Annotated in this window: 20 protein-coding genes; 15 read left to right on the top strand and 5 right to left on the bottom strand. The window is 28.1% G+C overall.

Going from position 1 to position 26,418, the window contains the following annotated elements; translation table 11 throughout:
* Nucleotides 1–173 precede the first annotated feature (173 nt).
* Entirely contained in the window at nucleotides 174–926 is a 753-nt protein-coding gene (locus E5347_RS02655; protein ID WP_136004353.1) for a polysaccharide deacetylase family protein, read from the bottom strand.
* Nucleotides 927–1,057: 131 nt separating this feature from the next.
* Between E5347_RS02655 and E5347_RS02660 the strand changes: the two genes are divergently transcribed.
* From E5347_RS02660 to E5347_RS02670, 3 genes are all read left to right on the top strand, one after another.
* The gene (locus tag E5347_RS02660) at nucleotides 1,058–3,289 is read left to right on the top strand and encodes a sensor domain-containing protein (protein WP_136004355.1); all 2,232 of its coding nucleotides are present in this window, start codon (nucleotides 1,058–1,060) and stop codon (nucleotides 3,287–3,289) included.
* 87 nt (nucleotides 3,290–3,376) lie between these two features.
* Nucleotides 3,377–4,102, top strand: coding sequence for a calcium-binding protein (locus E5347_RS02665; protein WP_136004357.1), 726 nt, complete (start codon nucleotides 3,377–3,379; stop codon nucleotides 4,100–4,102).
* A 93-nt stretch (nucleotides 4,103–4,195) separates the two neighbouring features.
* Complete coding sequence (locus E5347_RS02670) at nucleotides 4,196–4,648, top strand: dUTP diphosphatase (protein WP_136004359.1); 453 nt, start codon at nucleotides 4,196–4,198, stop codon at nucleotides 4,646–4,648.
* Nucleotides 4,649–4,786: 138 nt separating this feature from the next.
* Here E5347_RS02670 and abc-f read toward each other — a convergent pair whose 3' ends face one another.
* Together abc-f and E5347_RS02680 are read right to left on the bottom strand one after the other, a co-directional pair.
* Nucleotides 4,787–6,724 (bottom strand): ribosomal protection-like ABC-F family protein, encoded by a 1,938-nt coding sequence (gene abc-f / locus E5347_RS02675; RefSeq protein ID WP_136004361.1) that lies wholly within the window; start codon nucleotides 6,722–6,724, stop codon nucleotides 4,787–4,789.
* A gap of 368 nt (nucleotides 6,725–7,092) precedes the next feature.
* On the bottom strand, nucleotides 7,093–8,313 hold the full coding sequence (locus E5347_RS02680; protein ID WP_136004363.1) for a 6-phosphofructokinase: 1,221 nt from the start codon (nucleotides 8,311–8,313) through the stop codon (nucleotides 7,093–7,095).
* Nucleotides 8,314–8,502: 189 nt separating this feature from the next.
* Here E5347_RS02680 and E5347_RS02685 point away from each other — a divergent pair, with 189 nt between their 5' ends.
* Together E5347_RS02685 and E5347_RS02690 are read left to right on the top strand one after the other, a co-directional pair.
* Nucleotides 8,503–9,063: a manganese efflux pump gene (locus E5347_RS02685; RefSeq protein WP_136004365.1), complete on the top strand. Its 561-nt coding sequence runs from the start codon at nucleotides 8,503–8,505 to the stop codon at nucleotides 9,061–9,063.
* A 64-nt stretch (nucleotides 9,064–9,127) separates the two neighbouring features.
* Nucleotides 9,128–9,538 carry a Fur family transcriptional regulator gene (locus E5347_RS02690; RefSeq protein ID WP_136004367.1) on the top strand — a complete coding sequence of 137 codons (411 nt, stop codon included), beginning with the start codon at nucleotides 9,128–9,130 and terminating at the stop codon, nucleotides 9,536–9,538.
* A gap of 78 nt (nucleotides 9,539–9,616) precedes the next feature.
* On the opposite strand, the gene E5347_RS02695 is transcribed toward E5347_RS02690, so the two are convergent.
* On the bottom strand, nucleotides 9,617–10,411 hold the full coding sequence (locus E5347_RS02695; RefSeq protein ID WP_136004370.1) for a metal ABC transporter permease: 795 nt from the start codon (nucleotides 10,409–10,411) through the stop codon (nucleotides 9,617–9,619).
* Between the two features lie 28 nt (nucleotides 10,412–10,439).
* Nucleotides 10,440–11,081: a metal ABC transporter ATP-binding protein gene (locus E5347_RS02700; RefSeq protein WP_136004372.1), complete on the bottom strand. Its 642-nt coding sequence runs from the start codon at nucleotides 11,079–11,081 to the stop codon at nucleotides 10,440–10,442.
* A gap of 390 nt (nucleotides 11,082–11,471) precedes the next feature.
* On the opposite strand from E5347_RS02700, the gene E5347_RS02705 reads away from it, so the two are divergent.
* From E5347_RS02705 to recJ, 10 genes are all read left to right on the top strand, one after another.
* The gene (locus E5347_RS02705; protein ID WP_136004375.1) at nucleotides 11,472–11,870 is read left to right on the top strand and encodes a DUF6762 family protein; all 399 of its coding nucleotides are present in this window, start codon (nucleotides 11,472–11,474) and stop codon (nucleotides 11,868–11,870) included.
* Between the two features lie 29 nt (nucleotides 11,871–11,899).
* A complete protein-coding gene (pepF, locus tag E5347_RS02710) occupies nucleotides 11,900–13,699 on the top strand; it encodes an oligoendopeptidase F (protein WP_136004377.1) in 1,800 nt (599 codons plus the stop codon).
* Between the two features lie 167 nt (nucleotides 13,700–13,866).
* Nucleotides 13,867–14,844, top strand: coding sequence for a rhomboid family intramembrane serine protease (locus tag E5347_RS02715; protein ID WP_168354887.1), 978 nt, complete (start codon nucleotides 13,867–13,869; stop codon nucleotides 14,842–14,844).
* A gap of 21 nt (nucleotides 14,845–14,865) precedes the next feature.
* Complete coding sequence (locus E5347_RS02720; protein WP_136004381.1) at nucleotides 14,866–15,486, top strand: hypothetical protein; 621 nt, start codon at nucleotides 14,866–14,868, stop codon at nucleotides 15,484–15,486.
* 220 nt (nucleotides 15,487–15,706) lie between these two features.
* Nucleotides 15,707–17,053, top strand: a complete 1,347-nt coding sequence (gene gdhA, locus E5347_RS02725) for an NADP-specific glutamate dehydrogenase (RefSeq protein WP_136004383.1) — start codon at nucleotides 15,707–15,709, stop codon at nucleotides 17,051–17,053.
* A gap of 337 nt (nucleotides 17,054–17,390) precedes the next feature.
* A complete protein-coding gene (locus E5347_RS02730) occupies nucleotides 17,391–18,782 on the top strand; it encodes a glycosyltransferase family 2 protein (protein WP_136004386.1) in 1,392 nt (463 codons plus the stop codon).
* 282 nt (nucleotides 18,783–19,064) lie between these two features.
* On the top strand, nucleotides 19,065–21,014 hold the full coding sequence (locus E5347_RS02735) for a DNA gyrase/topoisomerase IV subunit B (RefSeq protein WP_136004388.1): 1,950 nt from the start codon (nucleotides 19,065–19,067) through the stop codon (nucleotides 21,012–21,014).
* 21 nt (nucleotides 21,015–21,035) lie between these two features.
* On the top strand, nucleotides 21,036–23,945 hold the full coding sequence (locus E5347_RS02740) for a DNA topoisomerase IV subunit A (RefSeq protein WP_136004390.1): 2,910 nt from the start codon (nucleotides 21,036–21,038) through the stop codon (nucleotides 23,943–23,945).
* Between the two features lie 45 nt (nucleotides 23,946–23,990).
* Nucleotides 23,991–24,530, top strand: coding sequence for a DJ-1 family glyoxalase III (locus E5347_RS02745; protein WP_136004392.1), 540 nt, complete (start codon nucleotides 23,991–23,993; stop codon nucleotides 24,528–24,530).
* A gap of 16 nt (nucleotides 24,531–24,546) precedes the next feature.
* On the top strand, nucleotides 24,547–26,334 hold the full coding sequence (gene recJ / locus E5347_RS02750) for a single-stranded-DNA-specific exonuclease RecJ (RefSeq protein WP_136004395.1): 1,788 nt from the start codon (nucleotides 24,547–24,549) through the stop codon (nucleotides 26,332–26,334).
* Nucleotides 26,335–26,418: the final 84 nt, after the last annotated feature.

The following is a 26,418-nucleotide window of genomic DNA, read 5'->3' on the forward strand; positions in this document are numbered from 1 at the left end:
CTGCGCTTAATGAATAATGTATAATTAAGGATGTGATTTGTTCCAAATCAGTAAAATAAAAGAAGATGTTGAATTAGGAATACCTAATCCAACATCTTTTAATCTTAAAAACTTCGAAGGGAGTTTTTAAAATTAATTGTGCTTTATACATTATGCATTATCAATTAGAAAAGCTATCGTGTTACTTTATAGATTTCAGGTGTATCTTCACTTATTGTTTTAAATTCATAGCCTTTATCTTTATAGTATTTAATTACAGAAGGAAGGGCTTTAGCTGAATTTTTATTTATAAATCCACAGTGCATTAATAGTACTATATTATTCTTAGAAGAATAAGACTTTTTAGCTATGGTGCTTGGGGCTGCATTATAATTCGCTCCATCTTCACTATCTAAAGTCCAATCGTATATTTTTAAATTATTATTATGTATCTCTTCAACTAAGGAATTCTTTAATTTATAGCTCCTATTATTACATCCAAAAGGAAATCTTAAAATATTGTATTTTTCACCTGTTACCTTATATATTTCATCTTGGCATTTTATCATCTCATTTATAAATCCACTATTATTACAATAGAGTTTATTTCTATCATGGGTATAGCTGTGCAATCCTATACTATGACCTTCATCTTTCATTCTTAGTAATATATCTTCTTGACCTTTAATTTCAGAACCAACTACAAAAAATGTAGCTTTAACATCTTCCTTTTTTAAGGTATCTAAAACAGCGTTAGTCACTTTTCCACCGGGTCCATCATCAAAAGTGAGATATATTGTCTTAGGGCCAATATTATCAGACTCATCATTTACTTTTTCATTATTGGAATCATTATAAGCGAAAGCTGTTAAGCTTGGGCATATCAAACTTATACTTAAAAATAACATTATAATAAATAAGGATATACTTCTATTTTCTTTTTTCATAATTCACCTCCAAAGAATAACAAGCATTTATAGTATTCCTAAAAAAATATATAATAAACTCTTTAAATATAAAAAATATATGATACAATTATTACTGTAATATATTGTAAAGAGGGCTTTTGGTGGTAGAAATGAAAAGAAGAAAAAAGAAGGGTTTAGTTTTTCTATTTGTATTAGCAATATCATTATATACGTTAACTAGGGTTGAAGCTAAAAATGCCTTAATAATTATAATGGCTATTATTATATTAATTTTAATATCTGACTCTCTTTATAATAGAAGAAAATATTATAAGTTACATAATTTAATAGATGTAAATAGAAGAAGATATAAATCAGCAGTGGAAGCTTTAGATGGAGCTATATGGGAATGGTCCAATAAAAATAATGAGCTTTTTATATCTGATAAGATAAAAGAAATATTAGGTATAAGCGAAAATATTAGTAGTTTTAATGAATGGTTTAGGTATATATCTGATGATGAAAGAGAAGATATAGTACTTTATATTGAAAATGTTATTGAAAATAGAAGTATAGATGATTTTATTTTAGAACCTATTTTTATAAGCGAAAGTGGGGAAAAGCTAAATATACAAATTAAAGGAAGCGGGAAAATAATTAATAACACTTTTTATTTAACTGGGTCTATTAAAAATATTACTGAAATAAAAAAGATAGAAAAGATAAATTCAAATAGAAAAGATAGAAATATATTAGCATTAGAAGTAGCAAATGACATAGTTTTCTGGTGGAATGTAAATGAAAATATTATTTCTATAGGTAATGCAATTAGAAAATATTTAGGTGTTCCTGGAGAGGGAGATTTGCTGATTCCATATAAGAAGTGGCAAGAATACATAAAAGAAGATGATTTAAAGGGCTATTTAGAGAAGATTAATTCTATTTTAGATTCGTCTAAAAATCAAGTTTATTCAATAGAATATAGAATAAAAGGTGCAAATAATAAATATTATTGGATACAAAGTAAGGGGAAAAAAGTAGTTGAAAATAGTGAAAGTATATTTGTATATGGGACACTATCTGATATTACTGCAAGAAAAGAAAAAGAATTGGAAATAAGTTATTTAAGTTTCAATGATGATGTTACTGGAATACCAAATAGAAGATTTTTTGTTAGAGAAATAAATAATAGGTTAAAAAATTATACTAATGAAAAAATGGCAATAATATTTATTGATTTAGACAACTTTAAATATGTTAATGATACTTTTGGTCATGATATAGGTGACTCTTTATTATTTGAATTTTGCAATTGTATTAAAAATATGAATATTGATGATTCATTATTTGCCAGATATGGTGGAGATGAGTTTGTTTTAGTAAAATACAATTTAAAATCAAAAGGTGAAATAAAAGAAATCTTAAATAATATAATAAAAAATTTAAGTAAGCCTATGATGATAAAAAACAAAGAAATATTTTGTTCTTTAAGTGTTGGAGTTAGTATATATCCTACTGATGGATTAGATATGGGAATACTTTTAAAAAGGGCAGATATGGCTATGTATTTAGCTAAAATTAATGGAAAGAATAGATATGAATTCTTTGACTCAAATATTTTAGAAATATTAAATCGTGAATTTAATATAGAAAAAGGGCTAAGGATTGCTATTGATAATAATGAAATTAAAATGTTATATCAGCCAAAGGTAAGTGTTTATAATGGAGAAGTAATTGGATTTGAATCTTTAGTTAGATGGCATAGTAATGAATTAGGTATGGTATCACCTAATGAATTTATTCCAATTGCAGAAAATTCAGGACTTATTATAACTATAGGCAAGCATATTATAGAAGAAAGTCTTAAGAAATGTAAGGAGTTGTCTTTAAAAACAGATAAAAAGTTTAAAATGGCAATAAACCTTTCTGAAGTTCAAATTAGAGATGAAGAAATTGTAAAATTTATAGATGGAACTATAAAAAAACTAGAACTAGATGCAAGTTATGTTGAATTTGAAATAACTGAAAGTATTATAATGAAGTATCCAGAAAAAAATATAAAAACATTAGAAAAGTTAAAAAATCTTGGTGTAACTTTGGCTTTAGATGATTTTGGAACAGGGTATTCGTCTCTTAGTTATTTAAGGACACTACCTATAGATGTATTAAAGATAGATAAGAGCTTTATAGATGGTATTCTTATTGAAGAAAAATGTGAGTATATTATAAATAGTATAATAGAATTATCCCATTACTTAAATTTGACTGTAGTTGCTGAAGGAGTAGAAACTAAGGAGCAGCTAGAGTACTTAAGTAATATTAGTTGCGATGTAATTCAAGGTTATTATTTCAGTAGACCAATTGAATTTGAGGATGCAGCTAAAATGATATTGGTTAGCTAATAAAATATTTAAATTTATCTTATATTTTAATCACAAAGTAAATGTAGAAATCGTATTATGTAACTATATTGGACTTTGGAGGTTAAAATGAAAATAGTAATTGATGATCAATATCAAAGTGATGAAAATGGAAATAGCCAATATACTATAGATGAAAATGGTAATGTTAATTTATTTATTAAAGTAGGTGAGGATATCAATGGTGGAAGCGGTATTAATACTGGGGGTACCATTAATGCAGGGAAAATAATTAATGATAAAAACATAATTAACATAGCAGAAGATGATAATATCGTTCAAAATGACTTTAAGGAAGAAGATTTTAGTGAAGAAGTAGAAGAAGAATATTATGAAGATGTAAATGATGTAGTAGAAGAGACGTCTAAAACTTATAATGAGGAAAAATTTTTAGAGGAAAGATATAAAGGGTATAATAGTGTTTATTCCGAAATAGAAAGTTCTTTAGAAGAAAAGTATGGTAAGAAGGAAGCTCCTGAGGCTAAAGGAGAAATTATAGTATTATCAAAACTAGGGTCTAAGGAAGGAGTAGAACTAAAAGGAGCTAGAATAAACCTTTATGTTTTAAATGGAGTTTCTCCGAGATTATTTGATTCAAAATTTACAGATGCTAGAGGAAGAGCAGAATTTAAAAATCTTCCGAATGGATCCTTTAGAGTTATTTCAATTGTAGATAGAAGATTTTTTGAAAAGCCAGTATATTATAATTGGAATGAAGTGACTATTGATAAGAATAATAAACTAACCAATATTTGTGTAGTTAATAAAATTAAGCAAGGATATTATAGAAGATAGTTTTTTTGGAGATTTTATAAAGTAAGAAATACTTATAAAATCTCCTTTTATGTTAAAATAGAATAGAAAACTAGTTAATAAGGAGAGATACATATGATAATTAGAATTAAATATTTTGAAAATGCAACTAGGTTAAATAAGATATCTAAAGGTGATTGGATAGATGTATATGCTAATAAGGATATGTTTATAAAAGAAGGGGAAAGGGCAATGATACCCTTAGGATTTGCACTTGAACTTCCAGAGGGATGGGAAGGACATCTTGCGCCAAGAAGTTCTACATTTAAAACTTGGGGAATAATACAAACTAATAGCATAGGGATAGTAGATTCAAGCTATATAGGTGATAATGATCAATGGCATATGCCTGTATTCTGCTTACAGGGAAAGAATGAAGAAAATGGAGTAAAAGGTACTTTTATTGAAAAAGGAGATAAAATTGCGCAATTTAGAATTATGGAAGTAATGCCTGCTATAGAATTTGAAGAAGTAGAGACCTTTGGTAATGCAGATAGAGGTGGCTTTGGATCTACAGGAAAGAAATAATTTATGTTGTTCTAGGGAAAGAAATAACTCAATATTTATATCTTAAAGAAATAATTTATACTTAATAATAAAAATAGAAACCCCCTTTTATATTAATAAAAGGGGATTTTAATATTAGAATTTGAACTAAATTATTAATTATTCATTTGCGCTGTCTAACGCGGCACAATCTTCCCATTCTTCATATAAAGAAGAGATTTTGTCTTCTAAGGTTTTAATTTCCTTGCTTATTTTTTCACTTTCCACAGGATTTGAATAAACTTCTTCTAAACAAAGTTTTTCTTGAAGGGCTAGTAAATTATTTTCTTCTTTAGCTATTTCATCTTCAAGCTTTTTAAATCTTAGTTTCATAGCTTTTTCTTCTTTTTCAAGCTCTTTTCTCTTTCTCTTTTCTTCTTTAATCTGAGTCTTAGTTTTACCTTTAGCTATTTCCTCCATAGCTTCAAATCTATTTGGATTATTTTTTTTCTCTTGATAGTAACTGTAATTACCAAGGTATTCATTAATTCCATTTTTATTAAGCTCAAGGATTCTATTAACTACTTTATTTAAAAAGTATCTATCGTGAGATATTACCATTAAGGTTCCATCATAAGTTAAAAGTGCATCTTCTAAAGCTTCTCTAGACATAATATCTAAATGGTTTGTAGGCTCATCTAGTAATAAGAAGTTTGATTTAGAAATCATAAGCTTTAGCAAATTTATTCTACATTTTTCTCCACCGCTTAAGGTATTTATCACTTTGAAAACATCGTCACCGGTAAATAAGAATGAAGCAAGATATCCTCTTAGTTTAGTAGTAGTTAAATTAGGGAACTCATCCCATATTTCATCAATTATTGTTTTATCTAAGTTTAAGTTAGATTGTTCTTGGTCATAATATCCAAGGTTAACGTTGGTACCTAAAAGAACTTTACCAGCATCAGACTTAATATTACCTAAGACAATATTAAATAAAGTAGTCTTACCACCACCGTTTTCACCTATTAATGCAACTTTTTCTCCTCTTTTTAAATCTAAAGAAAGACCATTAAAAAGTGTTTTATCATCATAGCTTTTTGATAACTCTTCAATATGAAGTACATCATGTCCGCTTTTTACTGAAGTTTCAAAATTAATTTTAGATGCATCCTTTTCTCTGTCTGGAGCATCTAGCTTTTCCATTTTATCTAAAGCCTTTTCTCTACTTTCAGCAGCTCTAATACTTTTTTCTCTATTAAAGCTTCTAAATTTTTCTATAATAGCTTCTTGTCTTTTAATTTCTGCTTGCTGAAGATTATATGCTTTTAATTGAGTTTCATAGTTTTTCTTTCTTTGTTCAATATACTTTGTGTATGGCACGTTATAACAATTTACATGTCCATTAATTACCTCAAAGGTATTGTTAGTTACTGCATCTAAGAAAAATCTATCATGGGAAATTATAAGAACTGTTCCCTTATAATTTTTTAGATAATCTTCAAGCCATTCAATGGCCTCTAAATCTAAGTGGTTTGTAGGCTCATCTAAAAGAATAATGTCAGGTTTCTTAAGTAATAGCTTACATAGGGCCACTCTTGTTTTTTGACCTCCACTTAAAGTGTTTATAATATTATTAAAGTCATCTTCCATAAATCCAAGACCTTTTAATACTCTGGAGATCTCGCCTTTATATGTATAACCACCTTTATGAGAATAAAGATCTTGAAGAGTAGTATAGTCCTTAATTGCTTTTTCATGTGAAGCAGCATTTTCCTCAGTATAAGGATCAGCCATTTTTCCTTCAAGAATATGTAGTTTTTCCTCTATATCTAATAAATCTTTAAAAACTAAGTTCATTTCATCATAAATAGTGTTTTCCATGTCTAAATCTACATGCTGAGTTAAATAGCCGATAGTTCTATTCTTATCTATAAAAATTTCACCACTATCTTGTGATAATTCCTTTATTATTATCTTAAAAAGGGTAGATTTTCCTTCTCCATTACTACCAATAATTCCAACTTTATCACCTTCATTTATTGAAAAAGTGATATCTTTTAATACTTCCTGAATTCCATAGCTTTTCGATATATCTCTGCAACTTAAAACTATCATAATGGTCCTCCAATTTATTTTAACTATATTTAAATTACGTAAATCACAAAATTAACAATATTATTATACTCTAAGGCACTTGCCTAAGCAAATAGGAGGAATGAAAAAATGAAATAATTAAAGAATGAAAGAATTAAAAAGAATGAAATAATTAAGGAATCAGGAATGGGAGAATTAGTGAAGAGTTAAGAGGGAAAAGTGAAGAAGCATGGCTAATTGAGAATTAAAAGTGAAGAGATAGAGTGAGAAGTGAAGAACTAAGGAAAAAAACTCAGCCGAAGCTGAGTTTTAAAAACTATATTTTAAATAATTCTGTAAGAATTATTACCGTAATTTTACATTCTACATTATAAATTTTACATTCTTTATTATGCATTATTAAAAGTTTTGAATTTTGGAAGATTATTATCAATGACTAAAGAAGGAGTACCAGAAATTAATGGTGCAAAATATTCATAAGCTTCTTCTTTAACATTGTTTCCTCTTTCATTTATTAATTCTTTAGGGAAATACTTTACGTTGTTTGCTATTTTGTTTGCTTCAACTAAAATATGAGAAGTTTTATATGGAGAGTTTGATTCTCTTTTAATAGCAACCATATATCCACTATTACCTTCTAAAGCAAATTTTAAAGCTGAATAACCAACTTCAAAGGCTTCTTTTAGGTCTATATCAGAAGCACAGTGGATAGCACATCTTTGTAGTACTCCAAGCTCTAAAGCCTTAACTCTATTAGTAATACCTGATGATATAATTAGGTTTTTTAAATAATTACCTACACCACCTAATTGAGCATGGCCAAATTTATCGTGTGCTTGTTTCTTTGTTTCTGAGATAAATTTACCTTCAGCATTTCTTATTCCTTCAGAAACTACTATAAACACTTTATTATTTTCTATAAATTTATTTTTAACATCTTCTAAAAAGTTATCTTCATCAAAAACAGTTTCAGGCAAGTAAATAAAGTCTGCTACTTGTTTATTATCAATTCTAGCAAGACAAGCTGATGCAGCTAGCCAACCAGTATCTCTTCCCATAGTTTCTAATATAAAAATCCCGTTATTTATGTAAACTGATGAATCTAAGTATGTTTCCAGAGTAGTTGTTGCAATGAACTTAGCAGCACTACCAAAGCCAGGAGTATGATCTGTATGCATTAAATCATTATCTATAGTTTTTGGGATTCCTATAAATTTTATATCTATTCCAGTTTTTTTAGTATAATCACCTAATTTTGAAATAGTATCCATTGAGTCATTTCCACCAACATAAAAGAAAGCTTTTATATCATTAGCCTTTAATATTTCCAATAGCATATCATATTCACTTGATGACTCTTCTAATTTCTTCATTTTATATCTACATGAACCTAAACCAGAAGATGGGGTATATCTAAAGGTATTTAGTTCAGCTTCAGAAAAAGCACTTAATTCTATAATATTTCCATTTAAAATTCCTTCTATTCCGTTTAAACCAGCATATACTTTATCGAAGGCTTTAATATCCTTATTAGCTTGTACTAAACCTACTACACTAGAATTTATTACAGAAGTTGGACCACCAGATTGAGCAATAATACAATTTGACATTAATTTACTCTCCTTTTATCTTAAAAATAATGATTAAAACATTATATGTGATATACTTTTTAAAATATCATATACTCTATTTAATAATATACAATATATTTTAGGTTAAATAAAGTACTTTATTGAAAATTAATATATAAAAGTTAAGTTTAAAACTAATTAATTTAATAATAAAAAAGGGGTTTTTATATGGAATTAAAAGATGTTTCGCTAATTGGTATAGCATTAGCAATGGATGCGCTAGGAATTACAATAAGTTTGGGGATAAATCCAAGTCTAGTAAAGAAAAATAAAATAAAATTTATATTATCTTTTGCTTTCTTTCAATTTTTCTTTCTATTCTTAGGTGGGTTAGCTGGGAATTTATTTGATACATATATAGTTTCTATTCCGAGTATTATAGGTGGAGTAATAATAACTATAATAGGAATTATAATGATGATTGCAGCCTTTAAAAATAATGAAAAAGAGGACTCCATTTTAATTAATAAGTCTATGTATATGTTACTTGGAATGTCAGTTAGTATTGATGCTTTAGTATTAGGATTTACAGCCTTTTATGAGGAGCATATTATTTTATTAACTTTAGATGGAGTTTTAGTAGGATTAATTACATTATTAATTTGTACAACAGGCTTTTTTTTATGTAGATATGTAAGAAAGATAAGCTTTATATATAAGTATGCTGACTTGCTTGGTGGATTAATATTATTAATATTAGGAATAGAAATGATATTTTTTAATATTTAATATCATTGAATCTAGTGGTATAATAATGTTAGTATATAGCTATATAGCACGTTAGGAGAAGAAAATGAGCTGGGAAATTTATTTTAGAGAAAATGGTATTAGAGTTACTGTAGGAAGAATTTCAATACTAAATATAATAGAAGCTTCTGAAAAGGGACTTTCAGCTGAAAATATATATGATGAATGTAAAAAGCAAAATAATAACTTAAATTTAAGTACTGTATATAGAACTTTAGAGTTATTAGAAGAAAAAGATGTTATTAAAAAAATAAGCATTGATGGACCGTCTTTATATATATTAAAAAGGGAGAATCATAAGCATATTTTAGAATGTGATGTATGCCATAAATGTGTTGAAATACCTTGTCCAATGGAAGAAATAGAAGAAGCAATTAAGGCAAAGGTTGGATTTAGTTTAACTCAGCATAAACTTGAGTTGAATGGAATATGCGACCAATGCAAAAAGAATAAATAATGAAAAATGTATAATGCATAATTATCAATTATGCATTACCAATTAAAAAACAGCTGCCAGAGAGCAGCTGTTTTTTTGTTATTTGCTAATAAATCTTTCAAATACGATTGTTAATATTAAAGTGAATACAGATGTTAATGCTATGGTACCACCAGGAGCACTGTTAATATAGTATGAAAGTACAAGTCCTACCATAATATCAAATATTCCAAAGCATATTGCTGCTAAAAGGGTAGTTTTAAATCCTTTCTTTAATTGCATTGCAGTTGCAACTGGAACTATCATTATAGAGGATATAACTAGAATACCCATAACCCTTATTGACATTGAGATAGTTGCACCAACTAATATGGTAAAAATATAATTTATAAGTTTTACTTTAATACCAGAAGTTTTTGCACCTTCTTCATCAAAGGTTATATAAACTAGTTTGTTATATAAAAATAGAAGTGCTAATAAGCAAATGATTCCAACTATAAGTATTAAAATAATATCTTCTCTTGATACTGTTAATATACTACCAAATAAAAATGAATTAACTTTAGCAGAAGCTTTTCCACTACTAATAAGGATAATAGCAATACCTAAGCTAAAAGTTAAAACAAGACTCATAACTAGTTCAGCATATTTTTTATAATAATCTCTTAAAAGCTCAATAATTATTGCGCATAAAGTAGTAAATAAAAATGCAGTTATTAAAGGATTTATACCGATTACTAATCCAATTGCAACTCCAGCAAAGGAGGAGTGAGATAAAGTATCTCCAATCATAGAGTATCTTCTAAGGACTAAGAAAAGTCCTATAAATGGACAAAGAATTGAAATAATAAATCCAGCCATAAAAGCATTTTGCATAAAATCTAATTGTAACATAAAATCTAACCTTCCTAATAAACCTTATTTATAAACTATTTTTATATTCTTCTGTAGTGTATAAATAAGCTTTTCCATCTTCAATCTTAAGAATATGAGTAGAGTTTTTTAAAGCTATATCAATATTATGTTCTATTGATATAATAGTTTTTTTCTCTTCTTTATTTAACTTACATAAAATATCATAAATTTCTTTTTGATTATTTGAATCTACACCTGTTGATGGTTCATCTAAGATAATTATATCTGGATTACCCATTAAAGCTCTAGCTATTAAAATTCTTTGCTGTTGGCCACCAGATAACATTCCAAGTAATCTATTTTCATATTCCTTCATATTTACAGTATTTAAAACAGAAGAAGTATCAATACTATTATTATTTAATGTTTTTTTATGACAACTTAAAACTTCTTTAACTGTAATAGGGAATTGTGAATTAAATGAATCTAATCTTTGAGGAACATAGCCAATGGATTTAGAATTTACAGTGATTTCACCACTAGTAGGTTTTAATAAGCCAAGTATTAGTTTTATTAATGTAGTTTTACAACTACCATTTTCACCTATAACAGATAAATAGCTACCTTCTTCAATTTTTAAATTTAAATTATCAAGATTGTATGGTTTTTTATTTGTATATGAAAAACATAAGTTTTTAATTTCTATCATTTAATCGACTCCTAAGCATATATGTTTCAATAAATAATCTACATCTTGAGTAATTACTTTATCTTTAGTGAAAAATAGTTTTGAAAGTAAATTACATCAATTGAAAGCATATAGTTTTTTATTTTTATATAAGTTTTTTGTGTAATTGCCAAACTAAAATATTTTGAGTATAAAATATAACTGAATATAATGCAAAAACTTTATTACAACTTATATAATCTAAAATTAATTATATATGATTTTGCAAATGATTTGCAAGAAATTTTTAATTACAATATTAAATTGCGTATAAATAATAGATTAAATACCTATATTGCTTTATAATAAGGATAAAACATATAATAAAGTAAATATTACTTTTAATACTTACGAAGAGGTGGAGGAATTAAAATGGATTTTTCTAGTTTAGTACTAATGGAAAAGGATAGAGAAACGGGATTTATATCAAAGGAACTTGGTAGCTTTCAAGTATCAGAAGGAGCTTTGTATGTAAAAAAACTTTTTGTTATAGATGAAATTGTTAATCTTTATTTTGATACAAATAAAGATGTAGAAGAATGGGAATACTCAGCTATATATGATGTTTTTAATTATGAAGCGTTTTCTAAGGAAGAATTTGATATTGAAGATATGTTAGATGAATATAATCCTACATTTTTAATAAAATTTAAATATGTAGATGATTATGGATTTATGAAGGAAAGATTAACTAGATGTGTTGAGTTAATTGAAGATACTTTAGAAGAAGCATTTAAGAATATAGAAGGAAAGAAGGAAGAATATATTTAGAAAGGAGTGCCTAAATTTAGGCGGAGATAATGAGTGAAGGAAAGGTATTAAAGAAAAGAGAAGAGATTAATGAAGAATATAAGTGGAAGGTAAACAAAATATTTTCTACTGATGAGGAATGGGAAAAAGTCTTTGAAAGTTTAAAAAAAGAAGCACCAACTTTGAAATCCTTTGAAGGAAAGCTTAATAATAAGGATTCTATTAAAGAGTTCTTAGATAAATATGTTGAACTAGGAAAGAAGGCAGAAACTATATATGTATATGCTCACTTAAGATCAGATGAAGATACTTCTAATGGTAAGTATCAAGGAATGATGAATAAGGTAGATGCATATATGGCTGAATTTTCATCTTTCACAGCATATTTTGTTCCAGAAATATTAGAACAAGATGAAAGTAAAATAAGAGATATAATTAATAATAATGAAGAATTAAAACTTTATAGTTTTATGTTTGAAGGTATCTTAAAGGAAAAGCCACATATATTAAGCAAATCAGAAGAGGAGCTTTTAGCATCTGCTTCAGACTGCTTGGATGCACCTTCTGCAATTCATAATATGTTAACTAATGCAGATTTGAAATTTGGAGACATAGTTGATGAGGATGGAGAGAAGGTTGAACTTACTGAAGGAAATTATTCTACATTTATAAAGAGTAAGGATAGAAATGTAAGAAAAACAGCCTTTGAAACTTTATTTAATAAATATAAAGAGTTTGAAAATACTTTAGCTACTACTTTAAGTAGTTCAATTAAGAGCTATAACTTTAGTTCTAAGATAAGAAAGTATAATTCAGCTTTAGAAGCTTCATTAAAGCCTAATGATATACCAGTTGAAGTATATAAAAATGCAGTTAAGACTATAAATGACAATATTAAATCACTTCATAGATATGTAGGAATGAAAAAGAAGCTTTTAGGATTAGATGAAATGCATATGTATGATCTTTATATTCCAGTAATCGAAATAGAAAAAGATCATATAGAGTTTAATAGAGGGGTAGATATGATTCTTGAAGGGTTAAAACCTTTAGGAGAAGAATACTTATCTGTATTTAAATCAGGAATAAATGATGGTTGGATAGATATTTACCAAAATAAGGGTAAGAGAGGCGGCGCTTACTCTTGGGGTGGATATGAAACTATGCCTTATGTATTATTAAACTATAATTATACATTAAATGATGTATCAACTTTAGCTCATGAAATGGGCCACTCTATCCATTCATATTACTCAAGAAAAGAGCAACCTTATATATATGCAGGTTATACGATTTTCTGTGCTGAAGTAGCATCTACTACTAATGAAGCATTATTGATTCATTATTTAATAGAAAAAGAAGAAGATAAGAAGAAAAAATTATTCTTAATTAATCAAGAATTAGAGCAAATAAGAACTACTGTATTTAGACAATTAATGTTTGCTGAGTTTGAATTATATACTCATGAATCTTTAGAAAAGGGAATTCCTTTAACAGCAGAAGATTATAATAAAGCTTGGCATGATTTAAATGTAAAATACTTTGGTCCAGAAATGATAGTAGATAATGAAATAGATATTGAATGGTCTAGAATTCCTCACTTCTATTCAGATTTCTATGTATATCAATATGCAACTGGATACGCTGCAGCTTCAGCCTTTGCAAAATCTATACTTGAGGGAAAAGAAGAGGCAGTACCTAAGTATCTTAAGTTCTTAAAGAGTGGTGGAAGTGACTACCCAATAGAGATTCTTAAGGCTTCAGGAGTAGATATGACTACATCAAAACCTTTAGAGGCAACTATTGAAAGATTTAATGAACTTTTAGATATGCTTGAGGAAGAAATATAGTGCTGCCGCACAATGAAGAAATTAAGAATGAATAATGAAGAATTAATGAAAAAACTCCAGAAGGAGTTTTGAAATTGTTAATTGGGCTGTCTTAAGACAGCCCAATTGTAATTAAGGATTAAAAGTTAATGAAGGTGCTGTAGCAGATGAAAAAAGGTGGGGTTTACTTGAAAAAATTTGAAAAGGTATTTTTCAATATTTTAACGAAAGAGCTTAAATTTTATATGAAAAATTACTATAGTAATTTTCATGGTGAAGATAAGTGGGTTGGTTTATTAAATTTAGAGGATACCTATGTAGCTGTAGCTGTAACTTTGGACAAAGACGAAGAAATAACTTATAAAGAAGTTAAAGATTATTTAGAAGGTTCCTTAGATAGGCCTTTTATTATTAATCTTATAGTATTAAATGAAGGTGATTATTTTGGAGATTACCACAATAGTAGTGGATATTATAATAAGCTTGTATTTTCACTAAGTGAAAGAAAAGCTATTTATTGTAGTGAAGGATCTAAAGTGTTTTTGCAAGTTTTAGAATATATGAATAAATTAGATAGTAAGAAAAAAATTAATTTTAAGGAATATAAAATAACCTACATTCTTATAATTATTAATATATTAGTTTTTTTAATAGAAGCATTTTTATCTAGAAATATTTTTGATATAGATTTTTATACTTTAGTCTATATGGGAGCAAAGGTTAATATACTTATAGATCATGGTGAGGTGTATAGATTATTAACAGCAGCATTTCTACATGGTGGCCTTATGCATATATTATTTAATATGGGGGCTTTAAATATTATAGGTAAAGAAGTAGAAACTATTTATGGATCTAAAAAATATTTAGCTATTTATTTTTTATCAGCCCTTGGAGGGAATATATTTAGCTATATAATGAGTCCTGATAGTATATCTGTAGGAGCTTCAGGAGCTGTTTTTGGTTTATTAGGAGCAATGCTGATTTTTGGTATTAAGGAAAGAAAAAGGATAGGAAAAAGATATGCTAAAAATATAATTGAAACTATAGCAATAAATGTAGTAATTGGACTAACTATACCGAATATAGATAATTTCGGACATTTAGGAGGTTTAGTTTTTGGAGGGATACTAGCATTTATATTAAGTATTAAAAAGCAAAAATAAAGGCAATTTAGGAGTGATAGCATGGATAAAAAGAAATTAAATAAAGAGTTAATTGTAGCAGGATTATTTACCTTATTATTAATTATTTCTGCTTTTTATGATTTTATCTATAAAGATGGAGAAAAGTTATTTAGAATTGTATTAAATTTTCTTACTGTAGCAGGGGTATATTTACTATATATTAAAAGTTTTTTAAAGGGCTGCAAAATAATCTATTACATAAATATGACCTTTGTATTTTTATCAATGTATTTAGCTAGTATAATTGGTTTTTATTCTATAGATAATTACGATAAGTTCTTACATCTTTTATCAGGTTCAGTAATTGCAATAATAGGATATATATTATTTTTATACTTAACTAATGAAAAGTCTAGATCTGAAATGCATCCATTAACTGCTGCTATATTTGTTGCATTATTTGCTACAGCAGTGGCTGGAGCTTGGGAGATTTGGGAGTTTACAACAGATTCACTATTTGGTTTATCAGCTCAAAATGGAAGTTTAACTGATACCATGTGGGATATAATATCTGGAACTGCTGTAGGTATAGTAACATCAATTCCTATATATTTACATAGTAAGGGTATAAATATAAAAATTATAGATAAGATAGTTGAAGACACCGAAAAAAATAAGTAATTAAATAGCAAATAATAACAAAATTAATAATATTAATTACCGATTGTTCTAAAAAATGAAAAATTAATAAAAAATGGCCCTATATAAATTTGCATATATCTATGAAAAGGTATATAATTTTAACGGATTAACAAAAAAATATAATGTTTTAAAAAAATATAGTAAAAAAACCATTGATATTGTATGATATATATTATTGTAGTTTAAGGAGTTGGGGTCAATGTTAGGAAAAGATTATGTAAATAAGGTTTTAGAAGAAGTTTCTAAAAGAAATAATGGGGAAAAAGAGTTTTTAGATGCTGTTACTGAAGTTCTAAATTCACTAGTGCCTGTATTTGATAAGCACCCAGAATATATTGAAGAAGGAATATTAGAAAGAATAGTAGAACCGGAGAGACAAATATTCTTTAGAGTTCCATGGGTTGATGATAATGGTAATGTACAAGTTAACAGAGGTTTTAGAGTGCAATTTAATAGTGCTATAGGACCATACAAGGGAGGACTTAGATTCCATCCTTCAGTTAACCAAAGTATTATTAAATTCTTAGGCTTTGAACAAATATTTAAAAACTCATTAACTGGTTTACCAATAGGTGGAGGTAAAGGTGGATCTGACTTTGATCCTAAAGGAAAATCTGATAGAGAAGTAATGAGATTTTGCCAAAGCTTTATGGCTGAACTATGTAAACACATTGGCTTAGACACTGACGTACCTGCTGGAGATATTGGGGTAGGTGGAAGAGAAATTGGTTATATGTATGGATATTATAAAAAAATAAGAAATGCAAATGATCAAGGGGTTTTAACTGGTAAGGGCTTAACTTACGGAGGAAGTTTAACTAGAACTGAAGCTACTGGATATGGACTAGTTTACTTCACTGAAGAGATGTTAAATGATAATAATTCAAGTTTTAAAGATAAGACTGTAGTTATTTCAGGATCAGGAAATGTTGCAATTTATGCATGTAAAAAAGCTACTGAACTTGGTGCTAAGGTAGTTGCCTTAAGTGATTCTAATGGATATGTTTATGATGAAAATGGAATTAACTTAGAGGTAGTTAAGGAAATTAAAGAAGTTAAAAGAGGAAGAATAAAGGAATATTTAGATAAAGTTCCAACTGCAAAATATGTAGAAGATTTTAGAAAAATCTGGGAAGTTAAGTGTGATATAGCACTACCTTGTGCAACTCAAGGTGAAATAGATATAGAATCAGCTAAAATTTTAATTGATAATGGAGTTAAGGTTGTTTCTGAAGGCGCTAATATGCCAACATCATTAGATGCTATTGAAGCATTACAAAAAGCAGGAGTATTATTTGGACCAGCTAAGGCAGCAAATGCAGGTGGAGTTGCTTGCTCTGCATTAGAAATGTCTCAAAACAGTATGAGATTATCTTGGACATTTGAGGAAGTAGATGCAAAGCTAAAAGAGATAATGGTTAACATCTATAAGAACTCTAAGAATGCTGCAGAAGAATATGGAGTTGCAGGAAACATACTAATGGGAGCTAATATAGCAGGTTTTGCTAAAGTGGCAGAAGCTATGATGTCACAAGGTATAGTATAATAGTATTAATCTCAATAATAGCAACCCCTATTTTGAGTTTATTTATAGGAATCTCTAGATTAAGTAAATTTTTTATTTTAATCTAGAGATTTCTTTTTTATGTTAAAAATATAAATAAAAGAGGAAATCATTACATTTATAAATTATTTATATCTTAATCTATGTAGGAAAGAATATTAAATGAAGAGTAAATTGTAATATGGCAATATTAATGAAATTTTAAGATTTCAACTCTTGATTTTTTACTCCTATTGGCATATATTTAATAAAGATGTCTAAGACAAAGTTTTATACTAGTAATATAAGGAAATATCCTTTATTTAAAGGAGTGAACGAAATGGGAGATATTATTTATTCTGTAACAGAAGCATTTCAATTAATTGTTTTTGCAATTATGATGTATTATTTTATATTAGCTTTCTTTGGACTTAAGAGAAAGCACGAAAAGAAAAACTACACTCCTACTAAGAAGTTTGCCATGATAGTGGCAGCTCATAATGAAGAAGTAGTAATAGGTAGATTAATTGAAAGTATGCTTCATCAAGACTATCCTAGAGAACTTTTTGATATCTTTGTAATTGCAGATAACTGTACTGATAACACTGCAAAAGAAGCAAGAAAACATGGTGTATATGTTTATGAAAGATTTAACAAGGATGATAAAGGAAAAGGATATGCACTTGAGTGGATGTTTGATAAAATATTCAAAATGCAAAAGAAATATGATGCAGTAGCAATTTTTGATGCTGATAATTTAGTTTCAAAAAATTGGTGTAAGGAAATTAACTCTAAGATGCTTGAAGGCTACAAAGTAGTACAAGGATACATAGATAGTAAGAATCCAAATGATTCTTGGATAGCTGCATCTTATTCAATAGCTTTCTGGACTCAAAATAGAATGTATCAATTAGCTAGAGCAAATGTTGGACTATCTAACCAAATTGGTGGTACTGGTTTTGCAATTGATATTGATATGTTAAAGGAATTGGGATGGGGAGCTACTTGTTTAACAGAGGATTTAGAATTTAGTTGTAAACTAATTTTAAATGGTGAAAAAGTAGGTTGGGCACATGATGCTATAATTTATGATGAAAAACCATTAACATTAAAGCAATCATGGGTTCAAAGAAGAAGATGGATGCAAGGTTTTACAGATGTTGCAACAAGATATTTCTTTAAGCTTATTAAGAAAGGAATAAAGGAAAGAAAGTGGTTTGTAATAGACTGTGCTCTATATTCAATACAGCCATTCTTTACATTAATGCTGGGTATTTCCATAGTTTTAAACTTTATTCAAAGTAATACTAGCGGAGTCCACATTTACTTAGTAAGTTACTCAATTGGTGATATATTCTTTAAGGTTATAGGTGTTATGCAATTCTTAATAACTCCTCTAATATTAAGATTAGATAAGAAGATTTCATCAGGACTTTTAGTTGCATTAACTTTCTATTCATCAAATGTATTTCTTATTCCTCTTTTTGCAGCAGAACTTGAAAATTATGGACAAATACTTTTAATGACTATTGGATTTAATCTATTCTTCTTACTAGCAGTAATGTTATTCCTTGGAAAGAAAAAGTTTATTATGTTCTTTAGATTCTTATTATATTCACTATATACATTAACTTGGATACCAATAACTATTCAAGGTATATTAAAGAAGAATAACAAGGAATGGAATCCTACTAAGCATGTAAGAAATGTAGAAATCTTTGATGTTCAGTAATTACAAAAGCCTAGCGTAAGCTAAGGCTTTTTTTATTCCTTATAACTAATGTAAAATATAATTAAAGAAAAACAAATTGCGAACATTAGTTTGACATTTTTATGATAAACATTTATATTTTTATTTGTAGTTTAATTATGATAAAATTATAAAGATTAAATTTTTAACATAGAATACACTGGTGATATTGCATAATGAATACTTAGGAATGGATAATTAAAATTTTTGATTATCATGTTTTTGCAATAACCATTTAATTTATAAATAAATTCGGAGGTTTGTATGAGTACTGAGATAATGAAGGGATATGACGTTACAGATTTAACTTCCTTAGAAAAGCTTGAACCAGTTAGAGTAAGACCAGGAATGTATATTGGTTCTACAGGAAGCAAGGGATTACATCACTGTATATGGGAAGTTCTAGATAATGCTATAGATGAAATATCAAACGGTTATGGAGATAAAGCTACAATAATTATTAATAGAGATAAAAGTATAACTGTAGTAGATAATGGGAGAGGTATTCCAACAGGTATTCATCCAACTAAGAAAAAATCAGGAGTTGAGATGGTCTTTACAGAACTTCATACTGGAGGAAAGTTTAATAATAAAAATTATAAAACTTCAGGAGGTCTTCATGGTGTTGGAGCTGCAGTAGTAAATGCATTATCTTCTTGGCTTGAAGTTGAAGTTCATCAAAATGGAAATATATATAAACAAAGATTTGAACATGCATATGATAAAGAGCTTAAAAGAATTATGCCGGGAACACCGGTAACTAAACTTGATATTGTTGGCAAAAGCAAGGAAACAGGAACTAAAGTTACTTTTATGCCAGATAAAGAAGTGTTTTCAAGTATAGATTTTAAAGTTGATATTATAGATGAGAGATTACAAGAGTTAGCCTTTCAAAATAAGGGAATTCATTTAGAACTTATAGATTTAAGGAAAGAAGAAGAATTTAGAAAGGAATATTACTCTGAAAGAGGGCTTTTAGATTTTATTGAATATTTAAATGAAAGTAAAACTGTATTACATCAAGTACCAATATATTTTGAAGGTGAAAAAACAGTGAATAATATACAAATGTTTGGTGAAGTATGTATTCAATTTACTGACTCTTCTACAGAGAATATAGCAAGCTATGTAAATAATATTCCTACTACAGAAGCTGGAACTCATGAAACAGGATTTAAAACAGGAATGACAAGAGCTTTTAAAGAAGGTGCGAAGAAACTTGGATTATTAAAAGAAAAAGATAAAGAATTTGAAGGTGATGATCTAAGAGAAGGTATGACTGCAATAGTAAGAATAAAAATTACTAATCCTATCTTTGAAGGACAAACAAAAACTAAGCTTGGATCAGCTGAAGCTTATACAATGATGAATGATTTAGCTTATACAAAGTTTAGTGAGTGGATAGAAGATAGCAAAGAAGTAGCTACTATGATAATAAATAATGCACTTCAAGCAGCTCAAAGAAGAGAAAAGATAAAGAAAATAAATGAAGCTGAAAAGAAAAAAGTAGGTAAGGGAACAGCACCTCTTGCAGGTAAGGTAGCAGTATGTACTTTAAAAGATAATACTGTAAATGAATTTATAGTAGTTGAGGGTGACTCAGCTGGTGGTTCTGCTAAGCAAGCAAGAGATAGAAGATTCCAAACTATTATGCCTTCTAAAGGTAAGATAATGAATACTGAAAAGCAAAAATTAGAAAATGTATTAGCTTCAGAAGAGCTTAAGATATTTAATACTGCTTTAGGTACAGGAACTTTAGATAATTACAGAGAAGAAGATTTAAAATATGATAAGATTATAATTATGAGTGATGCTGACGTAGATGGTTACCATATTAGAACATTATGGATGACTTATGTATATAGATATATGAAACCTTTAATTTCAAATGGACATCTTTACTTAGCTCAACCACCATTATATAAGGTTTATAAAAATGTTAAGGGTAAAGAAGTTCATAAGTATGCTTATAGCGATGATGAACTAGAAAGTGTAAAGAAAGAAATTGGTAAAGGTGCACTTATTCAAAGATATAAAGGGCTTGGAGAAATGAATCCAGATCAATTATGGGAAACTACATTAAACCCTGAAACAAGAACTTTACTTCAAGTAACTATAGAAGATGCTGCTAAGGCAGAAAAAATGGTTTCTTTACTTATGGGAGATATAGTTGAACCGAGAAAAGCTTATATGTATAAGTATGGAGAATTTTAATAAAGGAATTGGAGAAGAGATATGGCTAAGAAAATAAATGAAATACCAAAGGATAATAATATTATAACTGTTCCTTTAGAAGAGGCTATGCCTGATAATTACTTACCTTATGCTATTGAAGTTGCAAAAGATAGAGCACTTCCTGATGTGAGGGATGGATTAAAGCCTGTTCATAGAAGAATATTATATGGAGCTTATCAATTAAAGGCTTTTCCTGATAGACCTTATTATAAATCTGCAAGAATAGTTGGGGATATCTTAGGTAAATACCATCCTCATGGAGATACTTCAGTTTATGATGCTATGGTAATAATGGCTCAAAACTTCTCAACAAGAGAAACTTTAATAGATGGTCATGGTAACTGGGGATCAATGGATGGTGATGGAGCCGCTGCCATGAGATATACAGAAGCAAGACTTGCTCCTATAGCTATGGAAATGCTAAGAGATATTGATAAAGATACAGTAGATATGATTCCTAACTATTCTGATAGTGAAATGGAGCCCAAGGTATTACCAAGTAGATATCCAAATCTTTTGGTAAATGGAACTTTTGGTATAGCGGTAGGACTTGCAACTAATATACCTCCACATAATTTAGGAGAAGTAACTGAAGGTGTATTAGCCTATATAGATAATAATGAAATTACTACTAAGGAATTGATGAATTATATAAAGGGACCAGATTTACCTACAGGAGGAATTCTAATAGGTGAAAACTCAATTCTACAAGCTTATGAAACTGGTGAAGGTAAGGTTACTTTAAGAGCTAAAACTTCTATTGAAAAAATTGAAAATGGAAGACTTGGAATAGTAATTACAGAATTCCCTTATAGAAGAAATAAGGCGAAGTTACTTCAAACTATATCTGAAATGACAGGTGATAAAAAGCATGCCAAGGCTTTAGAAGCTATTACAGATATAAGAGATGAATCAGATAGAACAGGTGTAAGGGCAGTTATTGAACTTAGAAAATCTGCTGATTATGACGTAGCAGATAAGGTTCTTAAATATTTATTTAAAAGAACTGATCTCCAATGCAACTTAAGTTTTAATATGGTTGCTTTAGCTAATGGTAAACCACTAACTATGGGAATAAAGACTATAATTGGTCATTATGTTAATCATCAGAAGGAAATAGTAACTAGAAGAACTAGAAAGGAACTTGAAACTGCTGAAAAGAGATTCCATATAGTTGAAGGTTTTATTAAAGCAATAGATATTTTAGATGAAATAATAAAAACTATAAGAGAATCTAAATCTAAGAAAGATGCATCAGTAAATCTTGTTGAGAAATATGGGTTTACTGAATTACAAGCAGAAGCAATTCTTGAGTTAATGTTATATAGATTAACAGGACTTGAAATTAAGGTTTTCCAAAAAGAATATGCTGAGCTTGAAAAAACTATAAAAAGACTTAAGAAAATTTTATCAGAAGAAAAAGAACTTTTAAAAGTTGTAAAAAGTGAACTTAAGGAAGTTTCAGATAAATATGGTTCTGAGAGAAAAACAGAAATAATTAAAGATGATAGTGAAGCTAAGATAGATGTAGAAGAACTTATAATAGTAGAAGATGTTATGATGACCTTATCTAAGGATGGGTTTATTAAAAGAATTCCTTTAAAGACCTTTAATAGATTAAGTGCAAAGCCTGAGGATATAGAATATAGAGAAGGTGATGAGCTTAAATTATTATTTAAATCCAATACTACCGAAAGTATTATTATATTTACTAATAGAGGTAATATGTATCAAACTAAGGGAATAAATATTGTAGAAGCTAAGTGGAAGGACAAAGGGGAAAGACTAGACAAGGTTATTAAAACTTTAAACTTAGAAGATGAATCAATAGTTTATGCAACATCAGTAGATAACTTTATGCCAAGTAAATATATTCAGTTTGTTACTTCTAAGGGTGGAATTAAAAAGAGCTCCTTAGATAAGTTCCAAACTAACTATTCTAAGCTTCAAGCTATTAAGCTTAAGGATAATGATGAAGTTATAGATGTAACTATATTAGAAGGTGAAGAAAGAACGGAATTTGCTGCTTTTGAGACTAGTGAAGGTTTAAGCTTTAATATAAGTCTTCCTGAATTAGAGGATTTACCAAGAAATATTTTACCTATATCACTATTTAACTTAACTCCAAAAGATAAGGTTACAAAGGTAGAATACGTTGATAAAATAGAATATATTGACTTCTCAATTGGAGTAACAGCAAAAGGAAACTTTAAAGGATTTAATAGTGTTAGAAAGAATGATAGCTTAAAAGTTACAACAAATTCTTTAAGTGATATATTATTATTCACAAATATGGGAAAAGTATTTAAGGTACCGGCTTTCTTATTATCGAATATAAATAAAGAAGAAATACCTTTAAATAAGGTTATTGACAATCTTGATAAGGGTGAAAAGGTAATTAAGTTAATAAGCTGTAGTGATTATAATAATAAGTTTGTCTTCTTCTTTAGTAAAAAAGGAATGGTTAAGAAAACTAGTTTGAAGGAGTTTGAAGGAAGTTATATTGCTCAAAGCTCTTATAAGTTTAAGTATGATAATGATGAGTTAATTTCTGTAGAGTTATACAGTGAAGATGATGTTGAAATGATTATAATTACTAAAAAGGGTATGGCTATTAGGTTCTTATCTAATAATATTAATCCTATGGGTAAAATTGCTGCAGGAGTAACAGGCATTAGTTTAAGAGAAGATGATGAAGCTATACTTGGAAAGCTAATCTTTATATCATCAAATGGAAGTCCAAAAAATTCGGAAATAGCTTTAACTTCATTAGATAAATTAACTTTAGTAACTAAGAATAAAGAAAAGAAGGAAGTCTTTATTGAAGATATAAAGCTTCAAAATAGAGCAGGAAAAGGCGGTAGTGTAATGACTATGCTTCTTGAAGATGAAATTAAAGAAATAAATTAAGTGCCAGCGCAGGAATTGTTAACTGAAAAAAAGGAGGGTTTTGTAATGAGAGTTGCTATTTTACTAGCAAATGGATTTGAAACATTAGAGGGTTTAACAGTAGTAGATATTTTAAGAAGAGCTGAAGTTGAGTGTACTACCTTTGCTCTTGAAGGATTAGAAGTAAAAACTTCTCATAATATTGTTGTTAAAGCTGATAAAAATATTATGGATGAAGAAATAAAAAAATATGATTTTATAGTATTACCAGGTGGAATGCCAGGGGCTAAAAATTTAAGAGATAATGATAGAGTTATTGAGCTAATAAAAGAGTTTAATAATAAAAATAAATATATATGTGCAATATGTGCAGGTCCAATATCTTTAGCAAAGGCTGGGATTGTGGAAGGTAGAAATTTAACATGTTATCCAGGATTTGAAGATGAAATGGGAAATATTAATTATAAAAAAGATTTAGTTGTAGTTGATGGAAATATAATAACGGGAAGAGGTCCGGCAGCAGCAATACCTTTTGCCTTTGAAATTTTATCTAAAATAGATGCTGAAAAGGTAGAAAAGATAAAATCAGCAATGCTTTTAGACTAATATAATAGGTGTAATAATGAAAGAAAATTGGATACTAACAAATAAGAAAGAGAGCTTTTTAAAGCTCTCTAATTCCATAGAGGAAAATCCTTTGGTTTTAAGGTTACTAGCTAATAGAGGTATTGATGATATTAATTTAGCTAAGAGATTTTTATATGGAACAGTGAAAGATATGTATGATGGATACTTAATGAAAGATATGAAAAAAGGAGTATCCATTATAAAAAATGCTATAGAAAATAATAAAAAAATAATAATTTATGGCGATTATGATTGTGATGGAGTTAATAGCACTACAATTTTATATAAAGCTTTAAAAAAAGTTAATGCAAACTATAGCTACTATATCCCAAATAGGGAAGAAGAAGGCTATGGAATGCATAGTGGAAGAATAAGAAAGCTTAAAGAAGAAGGCTATGAAGTCATTTTAACTTGTGATAATGGAATTTCTGCTTTTGAACAAGTTGAAATAGCAAAAGAATTAAATATGGAAGTTGTAATAACTGACCATCATGATATTCCTATAAGGGAAAATGAAGATGGAGCATTAGTTAAAAGTATTCCTATAGCAGATGCTGTTATTAATCCAAAGAGAAGTGACTGTAACTATCCATTTAAGATGCTTTGTGGAGCAGGAATTGCATTGAAATTTTCAAAATGTCTTTTTGATGAGTTTAATATTGAAGAAGAGGCAATAATGGATTTATTTCAGTTTGCAGCTATTGCAACAGTTTGTGATGTAGTAGATTTAGTTGATGAAAATAGAATAATAGTAAAAAAAGGATTAGAGCTTCTAAATAATACGAAGAATTTAGGAATACTAGAACTTAAGAAATCTACAGGATTATTTGATAAGAAATTAGAAGAATATCATTTAGGATTTGTAATAGGACCTTGTATTAATGCTACAGGAAGATTAGAAACAGCTGACCTTTCAGTAGAACTACTTATTACAGAAGATGAAAATAGAGCAAAGGCTTTAGCTAACCAATTAAGTGAACTTAATTCTATAAGACAAGATCTTACTAAGGAAAGTACGGAGAGAGTGCTAAGAAGCTTAGATAATGAACTTAAAAAAGATGATAAGGTTATTGTAGTATATGATAAAGATATTCATGAAAGTATAGCAGGAATAGTAGCTGGTAGAATAAAAGAAAAGTATAACCTGCCTTGTATAGTATTAACTGGTGCTAAAGAAATGCCTAAAGGATCAGCAAGATCCATTGAAGGATATAATATTACAGAAGAGCTAAGTAAGTGCAAAGAGCTTATAGAGAAGTTTGGTGGGCATCCAATGGCAGCTGGATTATCTTTAAAAGAAGAAAATATAGATACTCTTAGAAGAAGATTAAATGAAAATTGTCATTTAACTGATGAAGATGTTGTTCCTATAGTAAAAATTGATTTACCATTAAGTTTAAATTATTTAAATGAGGAATTAATAGCAGTAGTTGAAGATTTAAGGCCTTTTGGTAAAGGAAATCCAAGTCCACTTTTTGCAGTTAAGGATTTAAATATAGAAAGAATGTGGCTTTTAGGTAAAGAAAAAAACTTCTTGAAACTTAGGTTTAGTTTTTATAAAAATGAAAGAAAGCTTTATATAGATGGAGTAACTTTTGATAAATTAGAGGATTTCAGAGAAAGTTTTATTGGAATTTATGGAGAAGATAAATATATAGAAGCAGCTGAAACTAGTTTTTTAAATATTAAGGCTGATGTTATATATTATCCTAGTATAAATGAGTTTAAGGGAAGTAGAACGGTCCAAATGAATATTAAGAATATAAGATTAAAAACTATATAGAGTTAATATAGAGAGTATATACTAAAGATTTAGGATATAATTTATAACAGATAAAAGTTATAAAGTACATTGAAAAAGACAATA

The organism is Clostridium sartagoforme (assembly GCF_004794105.1).
GTDB classification, from domain to species: domain Bacteria; phylum Bacillota; class Clostridia; order Clostridiales; family Clostridiaceae; genus Clostridium; species Clostridium sartagoforme_B.

Excerpts from the sequence above, each read along its gene's own strand:
- E5347_RS02655 (WP_136004353.1), bottom strand. The coding sequence starts at position 926 with ATGAAAAAAGAAAATAGAAGTATATCCTTATTTATTATAATGTTATTT.
- E5347_RS02660 (WP_136004355.1), top strand. The coding sequence starts at position 1,058 with ATGAAAAGAAGAAAAAAGAAGGGTTTAGTTTTTCTATTTGTATTAGCA.
- E5347_RS02665 (WP_136004357.1), top strand. The coding sequence starts at position 3,377 with ATGAAAATAGTAATTGATGATCAATATCAAAGTGATGAAAATGGAAAT.
- E5347_RS02670 (WP_136004359.1), top strand. The coding sequence starts at position 4,196 with ATGATAATTAGAATTAAATATTTTGAAAATGCAACTAGGTTAAATAAG.
- abc-f (WP_136004361.1), bottom strand. The coding sequence starts at position 6,724 with ATGATAGTTTTAAGTTGCAGAGATATATCGAAAAGCTATGGAATTCAG.
- E5347_RS02680 (WP_136004363.1), bottom strand. The coding sequence starts at position 8,313 with ATGTCAAATTGTATTATTGCTCAATCTGGTGGTCCAACTTCTGTAATA.
- E5347_RS02685 (WP_136004365.1), top strand. The coding sequence starts at position 8,503 with ATGGAATTAAAAGATGTTTCGCTAATTGGTATAGCATTAGCAATGGAT.
- E5347_RS02690 (WP_136004367.1), top strand. The coding sequence starts at position 9,128 with ATGAGCTGGGAAATTTATTTTAGAGAAAATGGTATTAGAGTTACTGTA.
- E5347_RS02695 (WP_136004370.1), bottom strand. The coding sequence starts at position 10,411 with ATGTTACAATTAGATTTTATGCAAAATGCTTTTATGGCTGGATTTATT.
- E5347_RS02700 (WP_136004372.1), bottom strand. The coding sequence starts at position 11,081 with ATGATAGAAATTAAAAACTTATGTTTTTCATATACAAATAAAAAACCA.
- E5347_RS02705 (WP_136004375.1), top strand. The coding sequence starts at position 11,472 with ATGGATTTTTCTAGTTTAGTACTAATGGAAAAGGATAGAGAAACGGGA.
- pepF (WP_136004377.1), top strand. The coding sequence starts at position 11,900 with ATGAGTGAAGGAAAGGTATTAAAGAAAAGAGAAGAGATTAATGAAGAA.
- E5347_RS02720 (WP_136004381.1), top strand. The coding sequence starts at position 14,866 with ATGGATAAAAAGAAATTAAATAAAGAGTTAATTGTAGCAGGATTATTT.
- gdhA (WP_136004383.1), top strand. The coding sequence starts at position 15,707 with ATGTTAGGAAAAGATTATGTAAATAAGGTTTTAGAAGAAGTTTCTAAA.
- E5347_RS02730 (WP_136004386.1), top strand. The coding sequence starts at position 17,391 with ATGGGAGATATTATTTATTCTGTAACAGAAGCATTTCAATTAATTGTT.
- E5347_RS02735 (WP_136004388.1), top strand. The coding sequence starts at position 19,065 with ATGAGTACTGAGATAATGAAGGGATATGACGTTACAGATTTAACTTCC.
- E5347_RS02740 (WP_136004390.1), top strand. The coding sequence starts at position 21,036 with ATGGCTAAGAAAATAAATGAAATACCAAAGGATAATAATATTATAACT.
- E5347_RS02745 (WP_136004392.1), top strand. The coding sequence starts at position 23,991 with ATGAGAGTTGCTATTTTACTAGCAAATGGATTTGAAACATTAGAGGGT.
- recJ (WP_136004395.1), top strand. The coding sequence starts at position 24,547 with ATGAAAGAAAATTGGATACTAACAAATAAGAAAGAGAGCTTTTTAAAG.